Annotated in this window: 23 protein-coding genes, 2 pseudogenes and 1 riboswitch; of the genes and pseudogenes, 11 read left to right on the plus strand and 14 right to left on the minus strand. The window is 71.4% G+C overall.

What is annotated here, in order from left to right; translation table 11 throughout:
• Window positions 1–174: 174 nt before the first annotated feature.
• The 5 genes and pseudogenes from AS97_RS06895 to AS97_RS06910 form a co-directional block, all read right to left on the minus strand.
• On the minus strand, window positions 175–2,634 hold the full coding sequence (locus AS97_RS06895) for a PQQ-dependent sugar dehydrogenase (RefSeq protein WP_210564521.1): 2,460 nt from the start codon (window positions 2,632–2,634) through the stop codon (window positions 175–177).
• A 122-nt stretch (window positions 2,635–2,756) separates the two neighbouring features.
• On the minus strand, window positions 2,757–3,929 hold the full coding sequence (locus AS97_RS06900) for a Gfo/Idh/MocA family oxidoreductase (RefSeq protein WP_210564522.1): 1,173 nt from the start codon (window positions 3,927–3,929) through the stop codon (window positions 2,757–2,759).
• A 110-nt stretch (window positions 3,930–4,039) separates the two neighbouring features.
• A complete protein-coding gene (locus tag AS97_RS46945) occupies window positions 4,040–4,300 on the minus strand; it encodes an enolase C-terminal domain-like protein (protein ID WP_247204777.1) in 261 nt (86 codons plus the stop codon).
• A gap of 32 nt (window positions 4,301–4,332) precedes the next feature.
• Window positions 4,333–5,097, minus strand: a pseudogene (locus tag AS97_RS06905) (enolase C-terminal domain-like protein); the annotation flags it as partial.
• Between the two features lie 121 nt (window positions 5,098–5,218).
• Complete coding sequence (locus AS97_RS06910) at window positions 5,219–6,013, minus strand: IclR family transcriptional regulator (RefSeq protein ID WP_086705938.1); 795 nt, start codon at window positions 6,011–6,013, stop codon at window positions 5,219–5,221.
• A 152-nt stretch (window positions 6,014–6,165) separates the two neighbouring features.
• Between AS97_RS06910 and AS97_RS06915 the strand changes: the two genes are divergently transcribed.
• The 4 genes and pseudogenes from AS97_RS06915 to AS97_RS06930 all read left to right on the plus strand — a co-directional run bounded on the left by AS97_RS06915 (window position 6,166) and on the right by AS97_RS06930 (window position 8,789).
• The gene (locus AS97_RS06915) at window positions 6,166–6,462 is read left to right on the plus strand and encodes a hypothetical protein (RefSeq protein ID WP_210564523.1); all 297 of its coding nucleotides are present in this window, start codon (window positions 6,166–6,168) and stop codon (window positions 6,460–6,462) included.
• Between the two features lies 1 nt (window position 6,463).
• Window positions 6,464–7,585: a glycoside hydrolase family 99 protein gene (locus AS97_RS06920; protein WP_210564524.1), complete on the plus strand. Its 1,122-nt coding sequence runs from the start codon at window positions 6,464–6,466 to the stop codon at window positions 7,583–7,585.
• Window positions 7,586–7,635: 50 nt separating this feature from the next.
• A pseudogene (locus AS97_RS06925) lies at window positions 7,636–7,864 on the plus strand (transcriptional regulator); the annotation flags it as partial.
• A 73-nt stretch (window positions 7,865–7,937) separates the two neighbouring features.
• Window positions 7,938–8,789 carry a putative RNA methyltransferase gene (locus AS97_RS06930; protein ID WP_210564525.1) on the plus strand — a complete coding sequence of 284 codons (852 nt, stop codon included), beginning with the start codon at window positions 7,938–7,940 and terminating at the stop codon, window positions 8,787–8,789.
• Between the two features lie 46 nt (window positions 8,790–8,835).
• Here the strand turns inward: AS97_RS06930 and AS97_RS46950 are convergent, their stop codons facing one another.
• Window positions 8,836–9,198 carry a hypothetical protein gene (locus AS97_RS46950; protein WP_125758188.1) on the minus strand — a complete coding sequence of 121 codons (363 nt, stop codon included), beginning with the start codon at window positions 9,196–9,198 and terminating at the stop codon, window positions 8,836–8,838.
• Window positions 9,199–9,461: 263 nt separating this feature from the next.
• Between AS97_RS46950 and AS97_RS06935 the strand changes: the two genes are divergently transcribed.
• Window positions 9,462–9,671: a hypothetical protein gene (locus AS97_RS06935; RefSeq protein WP_059149324.1), complete on the plus strand. Its 210-nt coding sequence runs from the start codon at window positions 9,462–9,464 to the stop codon at window positions 9,669–9,671.
• 137 nt (window positions 9,672–9,808) lie between these two features.
• A riboswitch (cobalamin riboswitch) is annotated at window positions 9,809–10,030 on the plus strand.
• A gap of 163 nt (window positions 10,031–10,193) precedes the next feature.
• Window positions 10,194–12,512 carry a 5-methyltetrahydropteroyltriglutamate--homocysteine S-methyltransferase gene (metE, locus tag AS97_RS06940; protein ID WP_086705941.1) on the plus strand — a complete coding sequence of 773 codons (2,319 nt, stop codon included), beginning with the start codon at window positions 10,194–10,196 and terminating at the stop codon, window positions 12,510–12,512.
• A 57-nt stretch (window positions 12,513–12,569) separates the two neighbouring features.
• On the opposite strand, the gene AS97_RS06945 is transcribed toward metE, so the two are convergent.
• Together AS97_RS06945 and AS97_RS06950 are read right to left on the minus strand one after the other, a co-directional pair.
• The gene (locus AS97_RS06945; protein ID WP_086705985.1) at window positions 12,570–14,060 is read right to left on the minus strand and encodes a SulP family inorganic anion transporter; all 1,491 of its coding nucleotides are present in this window, start codon (window positions 14,058–14,060) and stop codon (window positions 12,570–12,572) included.
• Window positions 14,061–14,272: 212 nt separating this feature from the next.
• The gene (locus AS97_RS06950; RefSeq protein WP_161500324.1) at window positions 14,273–15,226 is read right to left on the minus strand and encodes an AraC family transcriptional regulator; all 954 of its coding nucleotides are present in this window, start codon (window positions 15,224–15,226) and stop codon (window positions 14,273–14,275) included.
• Window positions 15,227–15,330: 104 nt separating this feature from the next.
• On the opposite strand from AS97_RS06950, the gene AS97_RS06955 reads away from it, so the two are divergent.
• On the plus strand, window positions 15,331–16,314 hold the full coding sequence (locus AS97_RS06955; RefSeq protein ID WP_059149321.1) for an NAD(P)-dependent alcohol dehydrogenase: 984 nt from the start codon (window positions 15,331–15,333) through the stop codon (window positions 16,312–16,314).
• A gap of 330 nt (window positions 16,315–16,644) precedes the next feature.
• Here AS97_RS06955 and AS97_RS06960 read toward each other — a convergent pair whose 3' ends face one another.
• The 3 genes from AS97_RS06960 to AS97_RS06970 form a co-directional block, all read right to left on the minus strand.
• Window positions 16,645–17,889, minus strand: coding sequence for an epoxide hydrolase (locus tag AS97_RS06960; RefSeq protein ID WP_086705943.1), 1,245 nt, complete (start codon window positions 17,887–17,889; stop codon window positions 16,645–16,647).
• The gene (locus AS97_RS06965; protein ID WP_247204258.1) at window positions 17,886–18,773 is read right to left on the minus strand and encodes an AraC family transcriptional regulator; all 888 of its coding nucleotides are present in this window, start codon (window positions 18,771–18,773) and stop codon (window positions 17,886–17,888) included. Before AS97_RS06965 ends, AS97_RS06960 begins: the two co-directional genes overlap by 4 nt.
• A 77-nt stretch (window positions 18,774–18,850) precedes the next feature.
• Window positions 18,851–19,915 carry an alkene reductase gene (locus tag AS97_RS06970; protein ID WP_125758180.1) on the minus strand — a complete coding sequence of 355 codons (1,065 nt, stop codon included), beginning with the start codon at window positions 19,913–19,915 and terminating at the stop codon, window positions 18,851–18,853.
• Between the two features lie 133 nt (window positions 19,916–20,048).
• Between AS97_RS06970 and AS97_RS06975 the strand changes: the two genes are divergently transcribed.
• Window positions 20,049–20,540 (plus strand): MarR family transcriptional regulator, encoded by a 492-nt coding sequence (locus AS97_RS06975; protein WP_059149318.1) that lies wholly within the window; start codon window positions 20,049–20,051, stop codon window positions 20,538–20,540.
• Window positions 20,541–20,547: 7 nt separating this feature from the next.
• On the opposite strand, the gene AS97_RS06980 is transcribed toward AS97_RS06975, so the two are convergent.
• Window positions 20,548–20,988, minus strand: a complete 441-nt coding sequence (locus AS97_RS06980) for an Lrp/AsnC family transcriptional regulator (protein WP_210564527.1) — start codon at window positions 20,986–20,988, stop codon at window positions 20,548–20,550.
• Between the two features lie 200 nt (window positions 20,989–21,188).
• Between AS97_RS06980 and AS97_RS06985 the strand changes: the two genes are divergently transcribed.
• Window positions 21,189–22,328, plus strand: a complete 1,140-nt coding sequence (locus AS97_RS06985) for an acyl-CoA dehydrogenase family protein (RefSeq protein WP_086705946.1) — start codon at window positions 21,189–21,191, stop codon at window positions 22,326–22,328.
• A 16-nt stretch (window positions 22,329–22,344) separates the two neighbouring features.
• Here the strand turns inward: AS97_RS06985 and AS97_RS06990 are convergent, their stop codons facing one another.
• Together AS97_RS06990 and AS97_RS06995 are read right to left on the minus strand one after the other, a co-directional pair.
• Window positions 22,345–23,034, minus strand: a complete 690-nt coding sequence (locus tag AS97_RS06990) for an SDR family NAD(P)-dependent oxidoreductase (RefSeq protein ID WP_210564528.1) — start codon at window positions 23,032–23,034, stop codon at window positions 22,345–22,347.
• Window positions 23,031–23,927, minus strand: a complete 897-nt coding sequence (locus AS97_RS06995) for an NAD(P)H-binding protein (RefSeq protein ID WP_210564529.1) — start codon at window positions 23,925–23,927, stop codon at window positions 23,031–23,033. Before AS97_RS06995 ends, AS97_RS06990 begins: the two co-directional genes overlap by 4 nt.
• Before the next feature lie 68 nt (window positions 23,928–23,995).
• Here AS97_RS06995 and AS97_RS07000 point away from each other — a divergent pair, with 68 nt between their 5' ends.
• Entirely contained in the window at window positions 23,996–24,808 is an 813-nt protein-coding gene (locus AS97_RS07000; protein WP_086705947.1) for a LysR family transcriptional regulator, read from the plus strand.
• Between the two features lie 907 nt (window positions 24,809–25,715).
• A complete protein-coding gene (locus AS97_RS07005; RefSeq protein ID WP_247204259.1) occupies window positions 25,716–26,069 on the plus strand; it encodes a hypothetical protein in 354 nt (117 codons plus the stop codon).
• The last annotated feature ends 7 nt before the right edge of the window (window positions 26,070–26,076 follow it).

The raw sequence follows: 26,076 nt of genomic DNA on the forward strand, positions 1-26,076 counted from the left end.
GTCCGATGCCCTGTCAGGAGGAAAATAAGCGGCCTTCCATCGACTGTGTCAGATAAGAGAATTGACACCGGGCACAGAAATGCGGCGGGGAGGAGTCGGCGTTCTCCTCCCCGCCGCGTGGGCCGTCCGGCGATTCCCCTCGGGTTGTCCGGCGTGGCCCGGCTCGGTTCCTGCTCAGCCGGTGGTGAAGGTGAAGTCGTCCAGATCGAAGAGATTGCCCTGGCCGGTGACGCCCTTGAAGACGAAGTAGAGCGTCGTCGTCCCCGAGGGGGCGCCGCCGAGCGTGGCGCTCACGTCCTGGAAGTTCTCCCAGCCGCCGGTGGCCGGCACGGCCGCGGTCCCCAGCAGCGTCCCGGTGGGGCTGCCCGCGCGGACCTCGATGGTGCCGCCGGGTCCGCCGGAGGAGATGCGGGCGGTCAGCTTGGTGGCGTTGTTCAGGAGGTACGGCTTGAAGGAGATCCAGTCCCCGTTGTCGGTGAAGCCGACCGTCTTGCCGCCGTGCGCCGTGGAGTGGCTCGCCTGCTCGATGCCCTGGAACGCGGTGTAGTGCTCGGCCTGGCGGTGCTTCGGCTGAGCGACGTGCTGGGTGTGGGTGGTCAGCGCGGGCTGGCCGCTCGCACCCTTGTCGGTGTATTCGGCGTCGAAGACCCCGAAGATATTGGCGTTCTCGTCGTGTTCTCCGTCCGCCAGCGTCTGCAGGGTGCCCTCACAGCCGGTGGCCGAGGTGATGGGGTGGGCGTGGCTGTCGTGCCCGAGCAGATGGGTGATCTTCACCTTGGCGCAGTCGATGGTGCCGTCCTCCGGGTCGCTGACCTTGATCCGGAAGGGCACCTTGTCACCGAAGGTGAACAACTGGCCGTCGCCGGGCAGTTCCAGGGTGACCGTCGGCGCGGTGTTGCCGACGGTGACGTGGACGCTCGCCGTGCCGGTCAGGCCGCCGGGGTCCCGGGCGGTCAGGGTGGCGGTGTAGGTGCCGTTGGCGGTGTAGGTGCGCGCCGGGTTGGCCTCGGTGGACTTCCCGCCGTCGCCGAAGTCCCAGCTGTAGCTGATGGCGTCGCCGTCGGGATCGCTGCTGCCGGACGAGGAGAACCTCACCTGGAGCGGGGCCTTGCCCGAGGTCTTGTCGGCCGCCGCCTGGGCGACCGGCGCACGGCCTCCGACGACGTTCTCGATGCGGTACAGCGCCGAGTTGGCGTCACCCGCGCCCCATCCGGTGCCGTAGTCCAGGACGTACAGCGCGCCGTCCGGGCCGAAGGCCATGTCCATCACCTGGGTGCCGGTCCAGGGGAAGGCGTTGATGGAGCTGACCGTGCCGTCCGTGCCCTGGTCGATCCGCTTGATCCACTTGCGGCCGAACTCCCCCGCGAAGAAGTCGCCGTCGTACTCCTGCGGGAACTTCACCGGCGAGTTGAGGTTGGGGTTGTAGCGGTAGACCGGTCCGGCCATCGGGGATTCCGAGCCGTTGCCGAACTCGGGCACCGACCCGCCGTCGTAGGGAATCCAGGCGGCCTGGGCCGGGGGCAGATCGGTGAGGCCGGTGTTGTTCGGCGAGGTGTTCTTCGGCGCGGCGCAGTTGAAGGCGGAGCCGGAGGTGCCGGTGGCGAAGTCGTAGTCGATGTACGGCTGGTTCTTGCCGACGCAGTAGGGCCAGCCGAAGTTGCCCGCCTTGGTGACCCGGGCGAACTCCACCATGCCCTGCGGACCGCGGGTGGAGCTGGCGTTGCCCGCGTCGGGGCCGTAGTCGCCCACGTAGACCACGCCGGTGGCCGCATCGACGCTCATCCGGAACGGGTTGCGGAATCCCATCGCGTAGATCTCGGGGCGGGTCTTGGCGGTGCCGGGGGCGAAGAGGTTGCCCGCCGGGATGTCGTACGAACCGTCGGCCTTGACCTTGATGCGCAGGATCTTGCCGCGCAGGTCGTTGGTGTTGCCCGCGCTGCGCTGGGCGTCGAAGGCCGGATTGCGGCTCGCCCGCTCGTCGATGGGGGTGTAGCCGTCTGAGGCGAAGGGGTTGGAGTCGTCGCCGGTCGACAGATAGAGATTGCCCTTTGCGTCGAAGTCGATGTCGCCGCCGACATGGCAGCACATGCCGCGGGAGGTCTTGACCTCCAGCACGGTCTTCTCACTGGCCCGGTCCAGGGTGCCGTCGGTCTTGAGCACGAACCGGGAGAGCCGGTTGACGCCGTCGAACTTGGTGAAGTCCGCGGCCGTGCCGTTCTCCGGGGCGTCACCGCCCGGGGTGTTCAGCGGCGGCGCGTAGTAGAGGTAGATGAAGCGGTTGGTACCGAAGCCCGGGTCGACCCCGACCCCTTGCAGCCCCTCCTCGTCGTGGCTGTACACCGGCAGGGTGCCGGCGACCTTGGTGCTGCCTGCCGCGTCGGTGAGCCGCAGGGTGCCGTCGCGCGAGGTGTGCAGCACCGAGCGGTCGGGCAACACGGCCAGCGACATCGGCTCACCCGTCTCGGCCACCCCCTTGGCGAGGGTGACCTGCTGGAACACGGGGGCGGCGGCCGTCCGGTCGGGGTCGGGCCTGGCGTCCGCCGCCGGGGCCGTGAGCGTCAGGGTGGCGCCGGTGAGCAGTGTTCCGGTGAGCAGCGCGAGGGATCTGCGCAGTCCGAGGCGTTTCCTGTGCACGAAGGTCCTCCGTATGCAGTGGGATACTCGCGGAAGTGCTGAGCACAGGCGCGCGCCGTCGCGCCGCGGTACGGGCCTTCGGCAGGGTGGAGGGGACCCTTGTGCCCGTACTCGACACCGCCCTAGCCGTGGCCCGCCGACGCGGCCAGCTCACCCACGAAGGGCACGGGCTCGGGACGGGAACACGTGGTGCCGACCGGGAGCGAGGTCCGCTCCCGGGCGGCGTCGAGCAGGGTGAGCATGACGTCCAGGACATGCCGGGCGAGCTCGGCGGAGGCCCGGTGCGGGCGGCCCGCCTCCAGCGCCAGCGCCAGATCGGCCAGGCCGTAGCCCCGGGCGGAGCCCACGTATCCGGCCGACGGCGCCAGCGGCTCCCAGGCGCCGCGGCGCCAGAGCTCCACCGGACCGTCGAAGGTGTTGGGATCCGGCACCGACAACGAACCCTCGCTGCCGTGCACTTCGATGCGCGGCAGCCGGGCCGCATGCACATCGAAGCTCATCAGCAGGGTGGTGAGCGCGCCGCCCCGGTGCTCCAGGACGCCGGTGACATGGGTGTCCACCTCGACGGCGAAGCGCTCGCCCGCGCGCGGCCCGCTGCCGATGCCGCGTTGGGCGCGCGGCCGGGACGCCGCTCCGGTGACCCGGACCACCGGGCCCAGCAGGTGCACCAGGGCGGACAGGTAGTACGGGCCCATGTCCAGCAGTGGCCCGCCGCCGGGCCGGTAGTAGAACTCCGGATCCGGATGCCACGCCTCGTGCCCGGCGGTGGTCATGAAGGCGGTGGCCGCGACCGGTGTGCCGATGAGCCCGTCGTCCACGGCCTTGCGCGCGGTCTGGGTGCCCGGGCCGAGCACCGTGTCCGGCGCGCAGCCGACCCGCAGCCCGGCCCGCTGTGCCGCGCCCATGATGGCGTCGGCTTCCTCGCGGGTGCCGGACAGCGGCTTCTCGCCGTACACATGCCTGCCCGCGGCGAGCGCGGCCAGCGCCACCTCGGCGTGCGCGGCCGGGATGGTCAGGTTGAGTACGGCATCGACGTCCTCCCGCGCCACCAGTTCCCCGGCCGACGCGGCGACGGCGACGCCCTGCGCGCCGCGGGCGGCGGACTCGGCGCTCTTCGCGGCGACCTCCGCGCTCTTCGCTACGGCCTCTGCGGTCCTGGCGGCGGCCTCGGCGCGGGCCCGGTTCAGGTCGGTCACGGCGGTCAGCCGCAGTCCCGGCAGACGCGGCAGCGTGTCCAGATAGGCCCGGCTGATCTTTCCCGCCCCGACCAGCCCTACTCTCAGCGGCTCACCCACAGCGGTCTCCTCCCGGTCAGCGCCCGCGCCTCGGGCGGGGTGGCGCTCGTCGCGTTCGGTCTCACGGCCTCGGCACGCTCCCGTCGGTGGTCCGCAGCAGGGCCCAGCGGTCATGGGCCAGGGGCTCTGGCGGGATACCCGCGCGCGGCGCTCTCGTCGAAGTCGACGCCCAGCCCCGGGGCCTCCCGGGGCTCCATCGCCCCCAGGCGCGGCACGATCGTCCCGGGGAAGACCTCCAGAACCGCCTCGCGGAAGGTCGCCGCCTCCTGGACGCCGAAGGCGGGGCTGGAGGTGTCGAGGGCGACGGTGGCCGCCTGCGCGAGTGGGCTGACGTCGCCCGGCCCGTGCGGGGCGAGCCGGACGCCGCGCAGTTCGCAGGCGGCGGCGAGTTCCGGGCCGGGGTCAGGCCGCCGAGCGTGGGGATCCGGGTCCGCGCGAAGTCGATCACCGGCCCGGCCGGCAACGGCGGGAACCGGGTGGGGTCGCTGAACCGCTCGCCCATCGCGAGGGGCACCGGGGACGCGGCGCGCAGCCGCGTGAAGTGGGCGGCGTCCTCCGGGGCGAGCACATCCTCCACGAAGTACAGCCCGGCGTCGGCCACCCGGCGCAGGAACTCCCCGGCCTGGCGCGGGTCGAGGCGCTCATGCGCGTCGTGCGGCAACTCGACTTCGTCGCCGACCAGTTCGCGGGTGCGGCGCAGCACCGGGGGCACCGCGCGCAGATAGGCGGCGCTGTCCCAGCGGCCGGAGCGGTCGTGGCGGGCCCGCGCCTCCGCGGCGCCGGCGGGCGCGGCGCCGTAGGTGTCGGAACCGGGGACGGCGGTCTGGATCCGGACGTGCCCGAAGCCCCGTTCGCGTGCGGCGGCGACCTTGCCGGCGAACTCTTCGGCGTCCCGGCCGTCGACGTGGGTGCAGGCGGCGGCGCGGTGCCGGAAGCGGCCGCCGAGGAGGGCGTACAGCGGGGCGCCGAACCGCTTGGCCTTCAGGTCCCACCGGGCGACGTCGATGCCGCCGAGGGCGTTGCCGGTGATCGAACCGCCGATGAGGTACGGGCAGCCCTGCGGGGCCGTCAGGAACGTGCGTACGGCCGTGATGCGGAGCTTGTCGCCGCGCCCCGCCACCCAGGGGGCCTGGGCCGGCGGGAGTTGCGGCTCATGGGGTGCGGACATGCGCTCCCATTCCGGTAGCCGAATGGCAATCGTCCATTCGAACGTAAAGAGGGTTCAGGAGCGCTGTCAATGACCGTACCGGGATACGGTCAGGACCGGGGTGCGCGGCGGTGTGCGGGGCTCAGTGCTCGCCGAGGCGCCTCAGCAGGGTCCGCAACGAGTGGGCCGCCTCGGTGACATGGGCGGCGATCTCGCTCAGCCGGGCGTCGTCCATCCGGCTGCGCGGCGCCGAGCAGCTGATCGCGTCACCGCCGCCATGGCCGGTACCGAGCGGGACCGCCACACAGCGGATGTCCACCGAACTCTCCCCCTCGTCCTCCGCCCAGCCGCGCTTGCGGGCGTCGGCGAGCTGGGCGAGCAGCTCGTCCGGGTCGGTGACGGTGCTCGGAGTCAGCGCCGTCAGCGGCCAGTTGAGCCGGCGCTGGATCTCGGCCGCGTCGTACTGGGACAGGATCGCCTTGCCGAGCGCGGTGGCATGCGCGGGCAGCCGGCGGCCGACCGCCGAGTACATCCGCAGGGCATGGCGGGATTCGCGTTTGGCCAGGTAGACGACGTCCGTATCGTCCAGCCTGCCGAGGTGGACGGCCTCGCCGGTCTCCTCGGCCAGCAGGTCCAGCACGGGCCCGGCGATCCCGGCGAGGTCGTCGCTCTCCAGATAGGCGGTGCCGGTCAGCAGCGCCTTGAGGCCGAGGCTGTACAGCGTTCCCGACGGGTCCGTCTCCACCCAGCGGCGGGACTCCATGGTGCGCAACACGGCGTGCAGGCTGCTCTTGGGCACGGCCAGGGTGTTCGCCATGTCGGCGAGTGAGAGCCGGGCACCCTCGGCACCCAGGAGTTCGAGCACTTCCAGGACGCGCGCCGCGGACTTGACGTCCTCGTGACGCCGGACCCGCGCTGCTCCCGACACCGATTCCACGCCAGCCTCCGCTCCCCGGCCCGGCGGCACGCTGGCCCCGGTCGCCGACACCTTACGCAGCTTGTCTTGACGCTATATCACGGCAAGCCTATGTTCCGTTACTCCAACGCTATTCGCTCTTCTGAACGCGTCGGCATGAGGCAGGGGCTCACATGCAGGTCAGATATCCGCTTTCTCCTCCCCCGGGGCGTTTCTCCCCGTCGCCACGACGCGTCCGCCGCGCGGCGCTGGGCCTCGCCGCCGCGCTGCCGGCCTCGGTCTTGAGCGGCTGCGGCGGGCGCTTCGGGGGCGGGCTCCGCGGACGTGGCGACGTGCTGTCCCGCTTCGCGGGGCTGTACGACACCTCGCGCTGCACCCGGCTGCTGGGCTTCGCCCCCGCCCACGGCCGGCGTCCCGCCGACGCCGTCGCCGAGGGCTCCCACCGCTCATCCCGCACGGAAGGAACATGAGATGGCACAGAGCCCCGGCACCAGTCGCCGGACCTTTCTGACGGCCGCGGCCGCCGGCGCCCTGGGCGCCGGCGCGCTCGCCGCGGCGGAAGGCCGGGCGGCCGCCGCCGCACCCACCGACGACCCCACAACACCCGCTGCCGCGACCCGTCTCGCCCCCTCTCGATACGTGCACATCTTCTACTACCCCTGGTACGGCAACCCGGTGGTCAACGGCTCCTGGCGCCACTGGCCGCAGGGCGGCCTCACCCCGCCCGACCGGATCGGCTCCGACTTCTACCCGGCGGCCGGCGCCTACGACTCCGGCGACCGCGCCGTGGTCGACCGCCATATGGGGTGGCTGGCCCAGGCCGGAACCGGTGTGCTCGTCACCAGCTGGTGGGGGCAGGGCGGTTACGAGGACCAGCGGGTGCCGCTGCTCCTGGACGCGGCGGCCGCGCGCGGGCTGAAGGTGGCCTGGCATATCGAGCCCTACGCCGGCCGCACCGCGCAGTCCGTGGTGGACGACATCGGCTATCTCATCCAGCGGTACGGCGGCCACCCGGCCTTCTACCGGGACGCGGCACACGGCGACCGCGGCGCGTACTACGTCTTCGAGTCCCTGCGGATCGTCGACTGGACCCCGCTGGACCGGGTGGCCGACCGCGCCATCGTGCTGGCCCAGACCACGGATGTGTCGAAGGTCGCGCACTTCGGCGGCATGTACACCTATGACGCCATCGCCGCCGGCAACAACCCGCAGTGGGCCGGTCCGGCCGCGTACTGCCGCGACCACGGCATGGTCTGGGCACCGTCCATCGGCCCCGGCTACATCGACGACCGCGCGGTGCCCGGGAACACCACGCCCACCCTGGAGCGCGAGGACGGCGCCACCTACGACCTGGAGTGGAACAACGCCCTCTCCCCCGCCAACGGGGGCCCGCCCGCCTGGGTCTCGATCACCTCGTTCAACGAGTGGCACGAGGGCAGCCAGATCGAGCCCGCGGCCTCCGCCCCGCCCACCGCGCAGAGCTACCGGACCTACAGCGGGGCCTACGGGAGGACGGGCGCCGCGGCCGAGACGGCGTATCTCGACCGCACCGCGTACTGGGTGGCCCGATTCGAGGCGGCTCGCCAACGCTGAGGCGTGGTGTGCCGGGGCCCCGGCCGGGGTCCCGGCGAACCGCGCTAGCCTGGTGGGCTTCCCATCAGGTCGCCACGCTGAGCGTGGACACCAAGGTCCCGCACCATCCGCTCGCCGGTGAGCTCTCCCTGGACCGGGACACGCTGACCGCCGGCACCGATCCCGACCAGCAGCTTGGTCATCTGGACCGCCGAAGTCGGTACATCCACACACGACGGACTGCGCGTCCTCGCCTCCTGGGCCGCCGACCGGCACCTGTCGGCGTCACCGGCCGACTGACCCGGCCGCACCGCCCCGCCGAGATGTGCATAGGCTGAGCTCCTGTCAGGACAACAGCGGCACGGGGGACACCATGCGGAAAGAGGCGGTTCGATACCTTCGCTGCCCCTACTGTTCCGGCGGTTTGACGATGGCCGAGGGCGCCCTGCGGTGTTCCCGGGGGCACAGCTTCGACGTGGCGAAGCAGGGATATGTGAATCTGCTGCGCGGGGCCGCCAAGTTCAGTGCGGACACCGCCGAGATGGTGGCGGCCCGAGCGGACTTCCTGGCCGCCGGTCACTTCGCGCCGATCGCCGGGGCACTGGCCGCGCTGGCGCGCGAGACGGCACCGGCGCCGGCGGGCGGGGACCCCGACTGCGTCGTGGACATCGGCGGTGGCACGGGCTACCACCTTGCCCGGGTGATGTCGGAGTTCCCGGACTCCGAGGGCGTCCTGCTCGACATCTCCAAGTTCGCCGCCCGCCGGGCCGCGCGGGCGCATCCCCGTATCAGCGCGGTGGTGGCCGACGCCTGGGCCGAGCTGCCGTTCGCCGACGGGGCCGCGTCGGTGGTCCTCAACGTCTTCGCACCGCGCAATCCGGCCGAGCTGCGACGGATGCTGCGCCCTGAGGGTGTGCTGCTGGTGGTGACGCCCCGGCCGGACCATCTGCGCGAGCTGGTGGAGGCCCTGGGGCTGCTGCGGGTGGACGAGCAGAAGGACGAGCGACTGGCGGACCGCTTCTCGGCGCATTTCACCGAGGTGGCCCGGGAGCGTTCGCGGAGCACCATGACGCTGGACCATCAGGCCGTGCCGCAGTTGGTGGGGATGGGGCCCAACGCCTGGCACCAGCAGGGCGAGCGGCTGAAGGAGCGCGTCGCGCTGCTGCCCGAGCCCTGTGACGTGACACTGTCCGTCGCCCTCACCGCATACCGTCCGCTGGTCTGACACCACCGCGAAGACGCCCCGGCCCGCCGGGCTCCGCACAGCGCCGTCAGGCCCAGACGGTGTATCCGCCGTCCACCCGGATCGCCTCGATGCCGCTGATGTACCGGGCGCCGCAGCGGTCCTGGGGCAGGACGAGCTGCGGGCCCGCCCGGTCGAGCGGGGTGCCGTCGATGGTGACCGCGAGCAGGACTTGGGCACGGCCGAAGTCCGGGTCGATCTCGGCCCAGGACAGCAGCGCCCGGTGGCCGTCCGCGCCGCGTACGGCGATCAGGAAGCGCAGGCGGTCCTTGCGCCGGGCGGGGTCGAAGGCGGGACCGGCGGAGACCAGGACGTCGTGCAGGAACGGTCCGGTGAAGCGGTGCTGCTGGATGCCGCTGGTGGCACAGTCGAAGCTGACCTGCGCCCGGATTTTCTATTGTCGATAGGCCATGTGCAGGCCCCGCCTCGACCCGGGCGAGGCCCTCGCCCGCCCTCCGCACCGGCGGACGACGGACGGCGCGGCGGCGGATGACCGGAGGCGGATGACCGGACGCGCGCCTTGGGCCGCCCGGACGGCGGCGGGGGTGGGCTTCCGCCATTGGGGGGACGGTGCGGCGCGAACGCCTCACCAAAGGGGCACCATGCATGCGAAGCCGGTCATATCCGGCGGCAGATCCCCAGCAAGGAGTTCCCATGCGTATCCGGACCGCCCTGTCCACGCTCGCCCTCACCGCCGCGTCCCTCGCCGTCGGCGCGGGCGGCGCCCTCGCGGACGACGCACCCGATCTGACCGTCAACAACTCCAGCAACACGACCTTCCCCGGCGTCTGCGCCAGCAACCAGTTCTCGTTCGTCACCGTGCCGGTCAATCTGGCGGGCGGGTCGGACTCCGGCGCGTGCTGACCCGCTGATCTCACTGATGGACGGGGTGCGGCCGGTGCACGGCCCGGGCGGCACCGGCCGTAGCCTCGGCCATCGCGTGTTCCACTTCACCCTCCCGAATACCGGACTGCCCCCTGCACACCGCCGGACGGCCCCGTAGGCTGGCTGGTGCAGCTGGTTCGCCCCGTCCGCCAGGCGGGACGCGTCGCAAGAGGGAACCCGGTGGGAATCCGGGACTGCCCCGCAGCGGTGAGCGGGAACGACCGCCGTCATACGCACTGGGTCCGGTAGAGGGACCTGGGAAGCGACGGCCACTAGGTGTCCTCCCCAAGAGGACGCGCCCGTGAGTCCGAAGACCTGCCATCTGCCCGCGTACGGACGACTCGTGCGCGGACACCCGGTGACCTCGAGGGCGGGTCGGCGTACATTCCGGTCGGACGACCGCGCGCGTGCCGCGCGAGGTCGTGGCGTCCGGTCTGTCACCCTTCGCGCTCTCCTCCCGTCGCCGGGATCTCAGGGATTCATCTCGCGAAGGAGATCTCCGTGACCACCAAGTCCGCAGCCGCGGCAGCACGGGCCACCGTGTACGGCTACCCCCGCCAGGGCCCGAACCGGGAACTGAAGAAGGCGATCGAGGGCTACTGGAAGGGCCGCGTCCCCGCCGACGCGCTCCGGGCCACCGCCGCCGAACTGCGCCGCACCACCTGGCGGCAGCTGGCCGGGGCGGGCATCGACGAAGTTCCCACGGGGGACTTCTCGTACTACGACCATGTGCTGGACACCACCGTCATGGTCGGCGCGATCCCCGACCGCCACCGGGACGCCGTCGCCACCGATCCGCTCGACGGCTACTTCGCGATGGCGCGGGGCACACAGGACGTGGCGCCGCTGGAGATGACCAAGTGGTTCGACACCAACTACCACTACCTGGTTCCGGAGCTGGGCCCGGACACGGTGTTCACGGCCGACTCCGCCAAGCAGGTCGCGGAGCTGACGGAAGCCCTCGGCCTCGGTCTGGCGGCGCGGCCGGTCCTGGTCGGTCCCGTCAGCTACCTCCTCCTCGCCAAGCCCGCCCCCGGCGCGCCCGCGGACTTCGAGCCGCTCACCCTCCTGGACCGCCTGCTTCCGGTGTACGCCGAGGTCCTGGCCGATCTGCGGGCGGCCGGTGCCGAGTGGGTGCAACTCGATGAACCCGCCCTGGTCCAGGACCGCACGCCGGCCGAGCTGAACGCCGCCGGACGCGCCTACCGCGATCTCGGAGCCCTCGCCGACCGTCCGAAGCTGCTGGTCGCCTCGTACTTCGACCGCCTCGGCGAGGCCCTGCCCGTACTGGCCAAGGCCCCGGTCGAGGGGCTGGCGCTGGACTTCACGGAGGCCGCCGCCGCGAATCTGGACGCGCTGGCCGCCGTCGGCGGGCTGCCCCGCAAGCGGCTGATCGCCGGTGTCGTCAACGGCCGCAACATCTGGGTCAACGACCTGGAGAAGTCCCTGGCCAGGCTCGGCACCCTGCTGGGGCTGGCCGACCGGGTCGATGTGGCCGCCTCCTGCTCGCTGCTGCACGTCCCCCTCGACGCGGCGGCCGAGCGGGACATCGCACCGCAGATCCTGCGCTGGCTGGCCTTCGCCCGGCAGAAGACCACGGAGATCGTCACCCTCGCCAAGGGCCTGACCCACGGCACCGACACCATCACCGCCGAACTGGCCGCGAACCGGGCCGCTCGCGCCTCCCGCGCCAACTCCCCCATCACCCGCGACCCGGCCGTCCGCGCCCGCACCGGCGCGGTCACCGAGGCCGACACCCGCCGCGCCCAGCCGTATGCCGAACGCGCCGCGGCCCAGCGCGCCCACCTCCGCCTGCCGCTGCTGCCGACCACCACCATCGGCTCCTTCCCGCAGACCGGCGAACTGCGCACCGCCCGCGCCGACCTGCGCGGCGGCCGGATCGACACGGCCGGGTACGAGGAGCGCATCAAGGCCGAGATCCAGGAGGTGATCTCCTTCCAGGAGCAGACCGGCCTGGATGTGCTGGTGCACGGCGAGGCCGAGCGCAACGACATGGTCCAGTACTTCGCCGAGCAGCTCACCGGCTATCTCGCCACCCGGCACGGCTGGGTGCAGTCCTACGGCACCCGCTACGTCCGCCCGCCGATCCTGGCCGGTGACATCTCCCGCCCCGAGCCGATGACGGTGCGCTGGACCGCCTATGCCCAGTCCCTCACCGACCGCCCGGTCAAGGGCATGCTCACCGGGCCGGTCACCATGCTCGCCTGGTCCTTCGTCCGCGACGACCAACCCCTCGGCGACACCGCCCGCCAGGTCGCCCTCGCCCTGCGCGACGAGGTGGGCGACCTGGAGGCGGCCGGGACCTCGGTCATCCAGGTGGACGAGCCCGCCCTGCGCGAGACCCTTCCGCTGCGCGCCGAGGACCGGCCCGCCTATCTGTCCTGGGCGACCGAGGCCTTCCGCCTCACCACCGGCGGCGTACGTCCCGGCACCCAGATCCACACCCATATGTGCTACGCCGAGTTCGGCGACATCGTCCAGGCGATCGACGACCTCGACGCCGATGTCATCAGCCTGGAAGCCGCCCGTTCCCATATGCAGGTGGCCCGCGAACTGGCCGCCCGTGGCTATCCGCGCGAGGCCGGGCCCGGGGTGTACGACATCCACTCCCCGCGCGTGCCCAGCGCGCCGGAGGCGGCCGAACTGCTCCGCACCGGCCTGAAAGCCATTCCCGCCGAGCGGCTGTGGGTCAACCCCGACTGCGGCCTGAAGACCCGCGGCTGGCCCGAGACCCGCTCCTCACTGCGGAACCTGGTCACCGCGGCCCGTACGGTCCGCGGTGAGCTGCCCGCGTCCTGACCCGGACGACCGGCCGGGGCCGGGGCGTCCACGAAGACGCCCCGGCCCCGGGTCGGGTCAGTGGCTGCCCGCGAGTTCACCGCTGAGCTTGCCGTGGAGATGGGCACTGGGGTCGTTCAGTCCGGTGATCTCGACGGTCTTGCCGCGCTGGGCGTACTTGGTCTCGATCGCATCGAGCGCGGCGACGGAGGAGGCGTCCCAGATGTGGGTGGCGGACAGGTCGATGACGACCCGGTCGGGATCGGTGGCGTAGTCGAACTGGGTGACCAGGTCGTTGGAGGAGGCGAAGAACAGCTCACCGGTGACCCGGTAGACGACCTCGCTGCCGTCCGGATCGACGACCGCGGTCACCTCGGCGAGGTGGGCGACACGCTTGGCGAAGACGACCATGGCGGTGAGGCTGCCCACGACCACGCCGATGGCCAGGTTGTGGGTGGCGACGACCACGGCGACGGTGAGCACCATGACGGTGATCTCGCCCGCGGGCATCCGCCGGAGGGTCCTGGGCGCGATGGAGTGCCAATCGAACGTCCCGAACGACACCATCACCATCACGGCGACCAGGGCGGCCATGGGAAGGTCCGAGACCACCGGCCCGAAGGCGATGCACAGCACCATCAGGAACGCGCCCGCGAGGAAGGTGGACAGGCGGGTGCGGGCGCCGGAGACCCGCACGTTGATCATGGTCTGACCGATCATGGCGCAGCCGCCCATACCGCCGAAGAAGCCGGTGACGATGTTGGCGATGCCCTGACCGATGGACTCGCGGGTCTTGTTGGAGCGGGTGTCGGTGATGTCGTCGACGAGCTTGGCCGTCATCAACGACTCCATCAGGCCGACCAGCGCCATGGCGAACGCGTACGGGGCGACGACGGTGAGGGTGTCGAGCGTGAACGGCACGTCCGGCAGGCCCGGGGTGGGCAGCGAGGACGGCAGGGCGCCCTTGTCGCCGACGGTCGGCACCGCGATCCCGGCGGCGACGGTGAGGACGGTGAGGACGACGATGGAGACCAGCGGCGCCGGGATCACCGTGGTGACCTTCGGGAAGAGCACCATCAACACCAGCCCGCCGACGATCAACGGGTAGACGGGCCACGGCACGTCGGTCATCTCCGGCACCTGCGCCATGAAGATCAGGATCGCGAGGGCGTTGACGAAGCCGACCATCACCGAGCGCGGCACGAAGCGCATCAGCTTCGCGACCCCGAGCATGCCGAGCACGATCTGGAAGGCACCGGCCAGGATGACCGCGGCGACCAGATAGCCGAAGCCGTGCTCCCGGTTGAGCGGAGCGATCACCAGGGCGACGGCACCCGTCGCGGCGGAGATCATCGCACGTCGTCCGCCGACGATCGCGATGGTGACGGCCATGGTGAAGGAGGCGAACAGGCCGATCGCCGGGTCGACTCCGGCGATGATCGAGAACGAGATCGCCTCGGGGATCAGGGCGAGTGCGACGACGAGTCCGGCGAGGACCTCGGTGCGCCAGACCTTGGGGTCCGACAGCCAGTCGGGCTTGAGCCCGCGCAGCCGCGCGGCCGGAGACAGTGCAGGAGCAGACAAGAGAGGCAGTACCTGTCGGGGTCGGGCACGCCCGGCGGAAAGGGGGCGTGCGGGAAGGTGCGAGAGGACCGGGCCGATGATCCGCGAAGCCCACACCTCGGCGAGCTTACGTCAGCGGGGTGGCAGCGCCGACGGAGGACCGCTGCCGCTCAGCGGCGGAGGGGTCACGGCGGACAGGAGGGCGCGGATTCTTGTGGTCATGGGGCTGTCGCGTCCGCCATGGCACCCTGACGTGACGCCGTGTCCATCCGCTTCCGCCAGCCCCCGGGCGTGACGCCCTCGCGGGCCGAAAAGGCACGACTCAGCGCGCTTCCGGTGTCGTAGCCGACTCTGACCGCGATCTCCTGGACACTCAGCGGCGTCTCCCGGAGCAGCACCTTCACCCGGTACATGCGCCATGAGGTGAGGTAGCCCAGCGGGGTGTCCCCCGTCTTCTCCTTGAACGAGGCGGCGAACGCCGAGCGTGACATCCCCGCCTTGCGGGCGAGTTCGTCGACCGTCCACGGATGGGCCAGGTCCGCGTGCAACTCCCGCATGGCGATGGCCAGCTGGGGGTCCCGCAGTGCGGCGATCCAGCCGACGGTGCCGCCTCCGACATCGGCGCAACAGCTCCGTAGCGCCTGGACGAAGAGCACATCGGACAGCCGGCTCATGATGAAGCCACCACCGAGCCCGCCTGCCGCGCTCTCCCTCGCGATGAGGTCGAACGTGGTGCGCAGAAGGTGGCTGGAGGTGTGGTCCAGGTTCAGCCGGAACAACGGCGGCAACAGCGCGAAGAGCGGTTCGGCCGCCACGGCGTCGAAGGCGAACCGGCTGGACACGATCCGGGTCAGCTCACCGTCGCCCCCGACCCGCGCCGAGTTGCCGGGAGCTTGGGAGACCAGTCCGTCGCAGTCGACGACCTCGCTGCCCGTGGTGTCCTGAAGGGTGAAGCTCACGCCCGCGCGGACCAGGAAGCAGTCATTCGCCTCCAGACGTTGCGGCCCGGCGAGCGTGTCCGCGACGAGCCGACACGAACCACTGGAGATCAGGACCAGCCGGGCGAGGTCCCGGGGAGGGAACGAGATGCCCCACGGCGCACGGGCGTCCACCCGCACATACCGCGCGTCCTCGATCTTCATGGTGGCGAGAAGGTCGTCGATGGGATCCATCTCCACCCTCCTGGACGATCTGCGCCAAACCATGGACGCCAGGATACATATCGTCCAGTCGAGCCGCCCTATCGTGGAGGTGATCCAAGAACAAAGGAGGGGAAGTGCGCACATTCCAGATCGATACGGGCGGCAGCCTGATCGCCCCGGCCACGCGTCCGGTGCCGACTCCATCGGCGGGCGAAGTGCTGGTCCGTGTGAAGGCCAGCTCCATCAACGCGCGTGACCTGCTCATCGTCTCCGGCAGGTATCCCATCGAGGTGCCACCGGGGCGCATCCCGCTCTCCGACGGCGCGGGCGTCGTGGAGGCGGTCGGGGACGGGGTTTCGCGGTTCCGGGTGGGGGATCGCGTCATGAGCACCTTCCATCCGACCTGGCTGTACGGTCCGTTCCCGCAGTGGGGGGAGTTCCACGGGACACAGCGCGATGGATGGCTCACCGAGTACATCGCCCTCGGTGAACAGAGCCTGGTCGCCATGCCGGACCATCTCTCGTTCGAGGAAGCGGCCACGCTTCCCTGTGCCGCGCTCACCGCATGGTCGGCGGTGAGCGGAGTCGGCCCGGGCGACGCACTCCTGGTCCAGGGCTCGGGCGGGGTGTCGGTCTTCGCGCTGCAGTTCGGCCGCCTGGCCGGCGCACGGGTGCTCGCCACGACGTCCAGCGAGGAGAAGGGCCGACGGCTCGGCAGGCTCGGCGCATCCGATGTCGTCAACTACGTCAGCACGCCGGAGTGGGGCGCCCAGGTGCGGGCGCTCACCGGCGGCGGTGCCGACCGTGTCGTCGAGATCGGCGGCGCCGGAACGCTCGCCCAGTCCATCGAGGCCGTCGCCTACGGCGGGCAGATCGCCCTCGTCGGCAATCTCGCGTCGGGCGGTGGGATGGATGTGACGCGATTCTTCCGCCGCGCCGCCACGCTCAGGTCGATCAGTGTCGGCAGCCGGAGCGACTTCGAGCGGATGAACAAGGTCATCGGCCGGCATCGGCTGCGGCCCGTCATCGACCGTGTCGTCCCCTTCGACCAGGCACCGGAGGCGTTCGCCCACTTCGAGAAGGGGCCACGCTTCGGCAAGGTCGTCATCGGTCACTGACGGCGTACGGCCACGGGCCACCTACGGCCACCAAGCCGCGGGTCACGGGCGCGGAGCGGCGGTGCGGGCGCCGGTGACGCGAAGGAGGTCGAGCTTGCCCGTGTCGTGCCTCGGCGTCGAAGGGGCGGCTGGTGAGGCAGGCGGGCCGGCGTGTGCGCAGCCCGTGCCCTGCCATGTCCACCGCGACAGCCGAGCGGCCGACCCGGCCGAAGCGGCGATCACCTCGGTCCAGCACCGAGCCCCATGCCAATTGCCGTGCGGGAACAGCGACGGGGCGGCTCGAACGGGCATCGTCGCTCCCTTGCGCCGGCGGCATCGGAGTACGGTCCGTCACCGTAGACCGCGAAAGGCGGCCCGCACCTCCTCCACCAGCACGTCGGGGTGCTCCAGCCCCGGAAAATGACCGCCTCGGTCCCATGCGTGCCAGAAGCGCAGATCCGTGTAGCGCCGCTCGGCCCAGCGCCTGGCCGTGGGCCATGGCTCGGCCGGGAAGAGCGAGCACGCGGTCGGCACGGTCACGGGCCGGGCGTTCTCCTCTTCGGCGCTGCGCGGCGTCCAGCGCAGCGCCTCCCAGTACCAGCGGGAGGTGGATGCTCCGGTGCCGGTGAGCCAGTACAACGCGATGCCTTCGGCCTGCCGGTCGAGGCTCACCCCTCCCCCGGCCTCGGCCCGGGTGTCGGCGTAGGCGGCGAACTTCTCGCCCAGCCAGGCGGCCAGCCCGGCGGGCGAGTCGACCAGGGCGTAGCCGAGGGTCTGGGGCCGGGTGCCCATCTGGATCCCGAAGCCATAGCCGTCGGCCAGGTGCAGATCACGCCGTTCGATCATCCGCGCCTCGGCCGGGGTGGCGGTGTCCCGGTCCTGCGGGAGCGGTGAGGCCACCGGCATCGTCAGGTGCAGGCCGATCACCCGCGAGGGAAACCGGCGGGCCAGCTCGGTGCTGATGAACGCGCCCCAGTCGCCGCCGTGCGCAGCGAAGCGGTCATACCCCAGCCGGCTCATCAGCGTGGCCCAGGCGTCGGCCGTCCGGGCGGGATTCCACCCCGTCTCCGCGGGGCGGCCGCTGAAGCCGAACCCGGGCAACGACGGAACGACGACGTCGAAGGCGTCGGCCCGGTCGCCGCCGTGGCCGGCCGGATCCGTGAGCGGGCCGATGACCTGCTCGAACTCCAGGATCGACCCGGGCCAGCCGTGCGTCAGCAGCAGCGGCATCGCGGCGGGCTCCGGCGACCGCACATGCCAGAAGGCCAGTTCCAGGCCGTCGATGACGGTGCGGAAGTGGCCGATCGCGTTCCAGGTCTTCTCGCGTGCCCGCCAGTCCACATCGCGCAACGCCGCGAGGAGCGCCCGCATCTGGTCCAGCGGCACGCCTTGGGACGCGTCGGCCACGGTCTCGGATTCGGGAAGGCGGACCCGGTCCAGCCGGGAGCGCAGATCGTCGAGATCGGCGTCGGGAACGGAGATGGTGAACGGTTCGATATCGGGCGTCACCGCGCCCGCGGGGTAAGTCGGCACGCCACGAACGCTAGAACCGGCCCAGGGCCACGGGAATGCGCGCGATTGCCGTACAGGGATCATCGATTGCGGTAGGCCGACGGCCGGACCCCCGTATGCCGCAGGAACGCGGTGGACAGTGAGCCGGGACTGCCGAATCCGCATCGCGTGGCGACCTGGGCGACGGACAGCCCCCCGGCTCCGAGCAGCCGCTGCGCCTCCTCGACCCGCAGCCGGGTGAGATAGCGGTGCGGCGTCTGGCCCGTGGCCTCCTTGAACACCCGAATGAAGTGGTAGACGCTGAAGCCGGCCTCGGAGGCCAAGTCCGCCACCGTCAACGGGCTGTGGAGCCGGTCCCGCATCATCGCCACGGCCTTGTGCACCCAGGGCGCGTCGACGCTCGCCCGGCTCACCTTCGGTGGCCGGACGCCGCCGCTGAGCAGATGCACGGCGAGAGAGGTCGCCGCGGACTCCGCGTACAGGTCCTCGGCCTCACCGGCCGCGCCCAGCGACCGCATGGTGTGTTCGACGAGCGGATCCCCCGAGGCCACCGCGGCGGCCATCCGCTCATAGTCGACGCCCGCCCCGCCCAGCTGCTCGACCGTACGGGCGACGGTGATGTGTGGAATGTGCACCTGAAGGGTCCGCAAGGGGACCACGGACCGGTAGCGGCGCACCGACGCCACGCCCGGAAGGGCCATGTCGACCTGCCCGGGCAGCCAATGCCGCCGCTGCCAGCGCCCACCGGTGCGGGTCTCCATCGATGCGTCGCCCGCGACCGTCAGCACCAGGTGCAGATCCTCGGTGGCGGGCAGTGCCATCCGCTCCACGCGCGCGGTGTGATGGAACCGCTGCAGCAGCAGCGACCGCCAGCCCAGGCTGTCCCAGCTGCTGAACGTCCGCTCGACATACGGGTTCGCGTCGAATCCGGTATACGGCTCAAGGTCGAAGTCGGGAGCGTCGCACACCACATCGAGCATACCGATGGCCGGTGCGGACCGGGCATTCCGGCGTTCGGTCCCTCAGACGTCCAGGGAGGGGTCCCTCAGGCGTCCAGGGAGGGGTAGTCGATGAATCCCTCGTCGGTGCCGCCGTAGTAGGTCGCCGTATCGGGCGTGTTGTACGGTCCGCCCGCTCGCAGCCGGGCCGGCAGGTCGGGGTTGGCGAGGAAGAGCGCGCCGAAGGACAGCATGTCGGCCGTGCCGTCCTCGATGAGCGTCAGGTCCGCCGCGCTGGTGAATCCGTCGGTCGCGGGGTTGAGGATGAAGGTCCCGGAGAACTCCTTGCGGAGGAGGGCGCTCAGATCGCGGGAGCTTTCGACGACGTGCAGATAGGCGGGGCCGGTCTCGTTCAGCCGGCGGACGAGGTGGGCGTACGTGGGCTCGAGCTCGGGCTCCTCGATTCCGTTGTAGCGAATGCCGGGCGAGATGCGTATCCCCGTGCGGTGTGCCCCGATGGCCGCCGACACGGCCGCGACCACCTCCGCCGCGAACCGGACCCGGCCTTCGACCGAGCCGCCCCACTCGTCGGTGCGCAGATTGGAGCTGGGCGCCAGGAACTGGTGGACCAAGTAGCCGTACGCGGCGTGCACTTCGACCCCGTCGAACCCCGCCTCCACGGCGTTGCGCGCGGCCCGGGCGAAATCCGCGATCGTCTCCCGCACCTCCTGGGAGGTCAGCGCGCGGGGGGTGGTGAAGTCCTTCATTCCGTGGACGGTGAACAACTGGCCGGGTGCGGCGACGGCCGACGGGGCGACGTGGACCATCCCCTCGGGCAGCAGCTCGGGGTCGCCGATCCTGCCGACGTGCGCGAGCTGGGCGAAGACCGTGCCGCCCTTGGCGTGCACCGCGTCGGTGACGCGGCGCCAGGCGGCGATCTGCTCGGCACTGTGCAGACCCGGGGTGTGGGGGAAGCCCTGGCCGACCGGTGACGGCCACGACCCCTCCGTGACGATCAGGCCGGCGGTGGCCCGCTGTGCGTAGTACGTCGCCATCGAGTCGGTGGCCGTACCGCCGGGCCCGAAGGCACGGGCACGTCCCATGGCGGGCATGACCAGGCGGTTGCGAAGGCGCAGCCCGGCAAGGTCGATCGGATCGAAGGGTGTGGTCACAACGGCTCCCGCGGGTTGATGGACATGACGGCCGACAACGAGGTCATTGGTCGACCAACGACCTCGCCGGAGAGCCACCATAACCCATTCGTTGGCTGACCAATGATTGGCTGGCCACGATAGTCTTGCCCCCATGACCACAGAGCTCCCGCACACCGACGCGACGCAGGGCTCGTACGGCGGCGCCGTCAGCCAGACCCTGGCGCGCGTTTCCCGCCTGCACCGCCTCGCCGGTGGCAGGCTGCTGCGCCCGACCGGCCTCTGTTCCGGTCAGGAATTCCTGATGATGGCCCTGTGGGATGCCGGACCGGTCCGCCAGTCGGAGCTGGCCAGGGCGCTCGACCTGGATCCGTCGACCGTGACCCTGACGCTGCGGCGGCTGGAGCAGGGCGGGTATGTCATCCGCGCACGCGATCCGCATGACCGGCGCGTCATGCTCGTCCGGGCCTCGGAGGAGAGCTACGCCCTGCGGCCCAAGGTCTCGGAGGTCTGGGGGCAGCTGGAGGAGCACATCCTGGACGGGCTGGATGACGCGGAGCGCGAAGCCTTCGCCAGGATCCTCGCCAAGGTCGAGAAGAACCTCGCTCCCGGCGGGGACAGCTCCCCCGACGCCCCTGGCGCGTGATCAGCGGTCAGTCATTGCGCGTCCACGAGCCCAGCACCATCAGCGTCTTGGTTCCGGTGACCTGCCCGACGCGGTGCAGGGCGTCGATGACCTGCTGCAGATGCTCGATATCCCGCACCCGGACGTTCACCAGGGCGTCGGGGTCGCCGGCGATGGTGAAGACGGCCTGCACCTCGGGGACCGCGTAGGCGGTACGGACGATCTCCCCGACCGGTGTCGTACCGGTGTAGGACAGCTCCACGAACGCCTCGATGCCCCAGCCGAGCTTGGTGTGGTCGATCTGCACGGTGAAGCCCTTGATCACCCCGCTGTCCTTGAGGCGGTCCACGCGGCGTTTGACCGCGGCCACCGACAGCCCGACCTCGGGTGCCATTTCCGAAAAGGTGCGCCGGCCGTCCTCGCGCAGCATCCGCAGCAACTGGCGGTCCACGTCGTCGAACTCGGGCATCGCCCCTCCGTTCCGCGACCCGCTCACACCGCACACCCGCGCAAGTTCTTTTAGCTCAGTCAGCTAATCGTCGCTTCATTTTGCGTCTTTTCCGCGATCAGCCGCAAGTTACTTGTGCTCGCCCGGAGGGTGTTGCTGTCCTGGGCCCGGACCCGAGAACGTCGAGGACCTCGCCCCGTTCGACCCCAGGAGCGCCCTTCATGCCTGTCGACCGTCTGCTTCCCACCCGTGAGGCGGAGGATCTGCTCGACCTCGTCCGCGAGATCGCCGACAAGGAGCTGGCCCCCCGCGTCGAGGAGCACGAGCGCACCGAGAGCTATCCCGAGGGGCTGTTCCACCTGCTGGGCGAGACCGGCCTGCTGGGTCTGCCCTACCCGGAGGAGTGCGGCGGAGGCGGCCAGCCCTACGAGGTCTACCTCCAGGTCCTCGAAGAACTGGCCGCCCGCTGGGCCGCCGTCGCCATCGCCACCAGCGTCCACACCCTCGCCGCCTTCCCCCTTCTGACGTACGGCACCTCCGACCAGCGCGGGCGCTGGGCGCAGGACATCCTCAGCGGCCGTCTCATCGGTGGCTACAGCCTGTCCGAGCCGCAGGCCGGGTCCGACGCGGCGGCCCTGACCTGCCGCGCCGACAAGGCCCCCGACGGCTATCGGATCACCGGCGCCAAGGCGTGGATCACCCATGGCGGCAAGGCGGACTTCTACGCCCTGTTCGCCCGCACCGGTCCGGGCAGTGACGGCATCTCCTGCTTCTTCGCGCCCGGACACACCGACGGTCTCACCTTCGGCCGACCCGAGGACAAGATGGGCCTGCATGCCATCCCCACCACCTCGGCCTTCTGGGACGGTGCGCCGCTGGCCACCGACCGGCTCATCGGCGCCGAGGGCCAGGGGCTCCAGATCGCCTTCAGCGCCCTGGACTCCGGCCGGCTGGGCGTCGCCGCCTGCGCCACCGGGCTGGCCCAGGCCGCCCTGGACGCCGCCACCGCCTACGCCCACGAACGCACCACCTTCGGCCGCCGAATCATCGACCACCAAGGGCTCGGCTTCCTGCTGGCCGACATGGCCGCCGCCGTCGACTCCGCGCGCGCCACCTACGTGGACGCCGCCCGCCGCCGTGACCACGGGCGCCCGTACACTCGCCAGGCGAGCGTCGCCAAGCTGACGGCGACCGACGCCGCCATGAAGGTCACCACGGACGCGGTCCAGGTCTTCGGCGGCTATGGATACACCCGCGACTTCCCCGTGGAGCGCTATATGCGCGAAGCGAAGATCATGCAGATCTTCGAGGGCACCAACCAGATCCAGCGGCTGATCATCAGCCGTCAGCTCGCCCACTGACCTGCCCCGGCGGCTGCTACCAGGGCACGGTCCGGCCCTGGTAGTTGAGGTACCGCAGGCCCGGTTCACCGCTGTGGCGGTCGATCGTGTCCACCACGCCGGGGATGGACTGGTCGATGGTCAGCGGCGCGTCCGGTCCGCCGAGTTCGGTGCGGACATGGCCGGGGCACATGAGCAGCAGCGTGTGCGCGGCGTCGGCGTAGCGGGCGGCGTAGCTGCGCATCAGCTGGTTCAGGGCGGACTTGCTGGCGCGGTAGACGTCCTGACCGCCTCTGGTGTTGAAGCCGACGCTGCCCTGGCGCGAGGACATCACGCCGATGGTGCCGGTCGGCGCGACCAGCGAGCGGAGGGACTCGACCACGCGCATCGGGCTGAGCGCGTTGGTGACCATGACCTCGACGAACATCTCGGTCGGGACGTCGCCGATCGGAATGTCGCCCCGGGTGATGCCGGCGTTGACGAACAGCGGGTCGAGCGTGCGCTCCGCCAGGCGCTCGCGCAACGCGGCGATCTGCTCGGGCGCCGTCATGTCCAGCGACTCGACGGTGACCCGGCCTCCGGACGCCTCGGCCAGGTCGTGGAGGCCGGTGCGCCGATCGCCCCGGACGGTCCCGATGACGTTCCAGCCGCGGTGCGCGTACTCGGTGGCGAGGGCGAGTCCGAGGGTGCGGGACGCCCCGACGATGAGAGCGGTCTTGGAGTTCATTCCTGCGTCTCCGGCTTGAGGACCTGCTCGCACCACTCGCGGAAGGTCGTGGGGCCGGTGATCCGGGGAGTGCGCGGCACGCCGTCGTCGAGACCGTTGTTCTTGGCGTACGCCATATTGACGTAGCCCTCCACGAGCGCGTCCCCGAGGCCGTGTCCGGCGAGTCCGGTACGGAAGTCCTCGAGCGACTGGCGCTCGTAGCGGACCGGGCGGCCGAGCACATCGGACATGATGCGCGCCATGTCGATCGCCGAAAGGTCCTCTGGGCCCAGCACCGGGACCTCGCCCGTACCCGTCCACGAGCGGTCGAGCAGCAGACCGGCGGCGGCCGCGGCGATGTCCCGGGTGGCGGCCGTCGGTGCGGTGCGGTCGGGGGCGGCGATGTCGGTGTACACGCCGTCGTCGCGGATCGAGGCCCGCTGCCGCATCAGGTTGTCCATGAAGGACGGGCAGGCGAGCGCCCGGTAGGCCACACCGGTGCTCGCGATGAGGTCGTCCATGGCCAGCGACGCCGTCACATGGCCGGCGCGGCCGGCGACGGGGGTGCCGCGGCCGAGCGCCGAGACGCCGACGACATGTCCGACTCCATGGGCCGTGAACGCCTTCGCGGCGGCATGGGTGAACCCGGAGTACGCGGCGTCCATGCTCGGCGCCCGCGGGTCCGGCGGGACCAGCCAGAAGACGGCGTCCGCGCCGGCGAAGGCCCGGTCGACGACCTCGGCGTCGCCGTGCGAGCCGGTGACGACGTCGACGCGGGCGCGGGCCTCGTCGGGGAGTCTCGCGGGGTCGCGCACGATGACCCGCAGCTCTTCGCCGCGGTCGGGGGCCTCGCCCAGCAGGATGTCCAGCAGCCGGCCGCCGATCTGGCCGGTGGGAGCGGTGATGACGATCATGTTTTCAGTCTCGGGGCGGCCACCTGTGGACGTCCAATACCCTTGCCGGCGATTGATACCTTCAGGGCATGGATCTCGATCTGCGCAAGCTCCGCTACTTCGTCGCGGTGGCCGAGCACCGGCACTTCGGCCGTGCGGCGGAACAGCTCTATATCACCCAGCCGGTCCTCAGCCGCCAGATCAGGGCCTTCGAGCAGGAGATGCAGTGCACTCTGCTGGTACGGAGCACCCGCAGTGTGGAGCTGACCGATGCCGGGAAGCGGCTCTACGAGGAGGCGCAGCGGATCCTCGCGACCGTCGCCTCGGCGGTGCGGAGCGTGCACGACGTGGATCGGGGCGTCCAACGGCTCGTGGTCGCCTTCTGCTCCGGGCTGTATGTGTCGGAGGCGCTCCGGGCGTTCTCATCGCGCCACCCGGAGGTCGAGACCGATGTCGTCCCGGTGCGCTGGTGGGAGCAGGACGCGCCGCTCCGGGACGGCCGGGCCCAAGTCGCCTACCTGCGGCGGCCGTTCGACCACTCGGACTTGCGCATCATCCCCATCGGCCACGAGACCAGGGCCGCCTGCATGCCCGCGGCGCACCCGCTGGCGTCCCGTCAGGAGCTCACCTCCGCGGACCTCGACGGCGAGCGGATGCTCGACGCGCCGACGCGGCGGACGTCGTCGCTCGAAGAGAAGTTCGAGCTCATCGCCTCCGGGCAGGGCATCGCGCTCGTCCCGCTGAGCGTCGCGCGGTCCTACTCCCGCCCCGATCTCGTCCACATCCCCGTCACGGACGCCCCATCGGTCGAGACCTGCCTGGCCGTCCTCGCGGACCGGCGGGGGAAGGTGCTGAGCGATTTCCTGGAGATCGCCACCGCGACGCTGCGGGCCACCACCTGAGCGATCGGCGGCCACGCGCCGTGGAGAACAGGGCCTGGCGATGCCCGTCCCACAAGGAGCGCAGGCGCGGGCGGGATCGGTCCGGACCGCCGAGACGGTGTCGACGCGCATGGCGGTGCGGTGCCGGGGTGATGCGTGGCGTCGGCCACCTGCTGCGGGAGGCGGTCGCCGAGCAGCGGGGCCGGTGCGCGCCTCGGCGAGGCAGATGGCCGTCGACGACCGGTTCGAGGGGCATCAGGTTCTGTGCGACCTCGCCCCACCGGGCGGGGTCGGGCTGGGCGAGGACGGCGAAGCCCAGGTCTTCCCCCTCGGGGAGGAGCTGATCGGCGGGGGCGGGATAGGGGGCCTTCGGTGCGGTGGCCCCCTGGGCCAGGGCGTCACGAACGCCCTGCCAGGGCTGGATGGGAAGCGGCGCCGGGGAGGCGGTGCGGGCCGAAGGGCGGCGCGGCGCAGGGGATGCCCTTGAACGCGGCGATTGTGCGGGGGACGCACCGAGCAGGGCGCAGCTGGGCGTGGAGACGGCGACCACGGGAGTCCTCACCTCGGGGGTGGGGCACCGGCGGCCCGCTTGTCCACCCACCTGGACGAGCACGACGACGATGACGGGGCGGAGGGGAAGAGCCTGCACGGTGATCGCGCGATGAGAAGGTACGTTGGCACGCACCGACTGGAACACGGGGACATCATGGCCGCGAGGACATCGGCAGGCGGGGCGCGAAGGATGCGGGCGCGTCAGGCGGGAGCGGGTCTGGGGCTGGCGGTGCTGACCGCTCTGGCCGTGGCCGGCTGCGGAGGGTCGGACGAGACCGACGGGGCGCCCCCACGCGCCGGCCAGCCGTCGGCGTCCCGTTCCACGCCGCCGTCCACAAGCCCTACCGGGAGTCGCGGCCCCTCGGCGAAACCCTCCGTGCCGGCGGCGGACGGGCGTGATGTCGCCGCCTGCGCGGACGGCAACTGCGAGATCGCGGTGTCCGGTCCGGTGACGGTCCGGTTCACGAGCCCGGCCGGTCCGGCGACGCTGTCGGTGACCGAGGTCGGACCGAACAAGGTCGAGTACACGGTGAAGTCGGGCAATGGCCGGTCCCAGGGCGGGGCGAGCGGTCCGGGCCAGGGGTGCATCACCGTGCTGCGCGACCACGGCAGCAGCAACTCGTGCGGAAGGGTGGGCACCATGCGGCCGGCCGCTCAGCCCGGCGCCGTGGTGATCCTGATGGCGGCCGGGGAGGACGGCACGGCCATCCTGCGGATCGTCTCCAGGTGACCGGCCC

Origin of the sequence: Streptomyces sp. AgN23 (genome assembly GCF_001598115.1) — a bacterium.
In the GTDB taxonomy this organism is placed as follows: domain Bacteria; phylum Actinomycetota; class Actinomycetes; order Streptomycetales; family Streptomycetaceae; genus Streptomyces; species Streptomyces antimycoticus.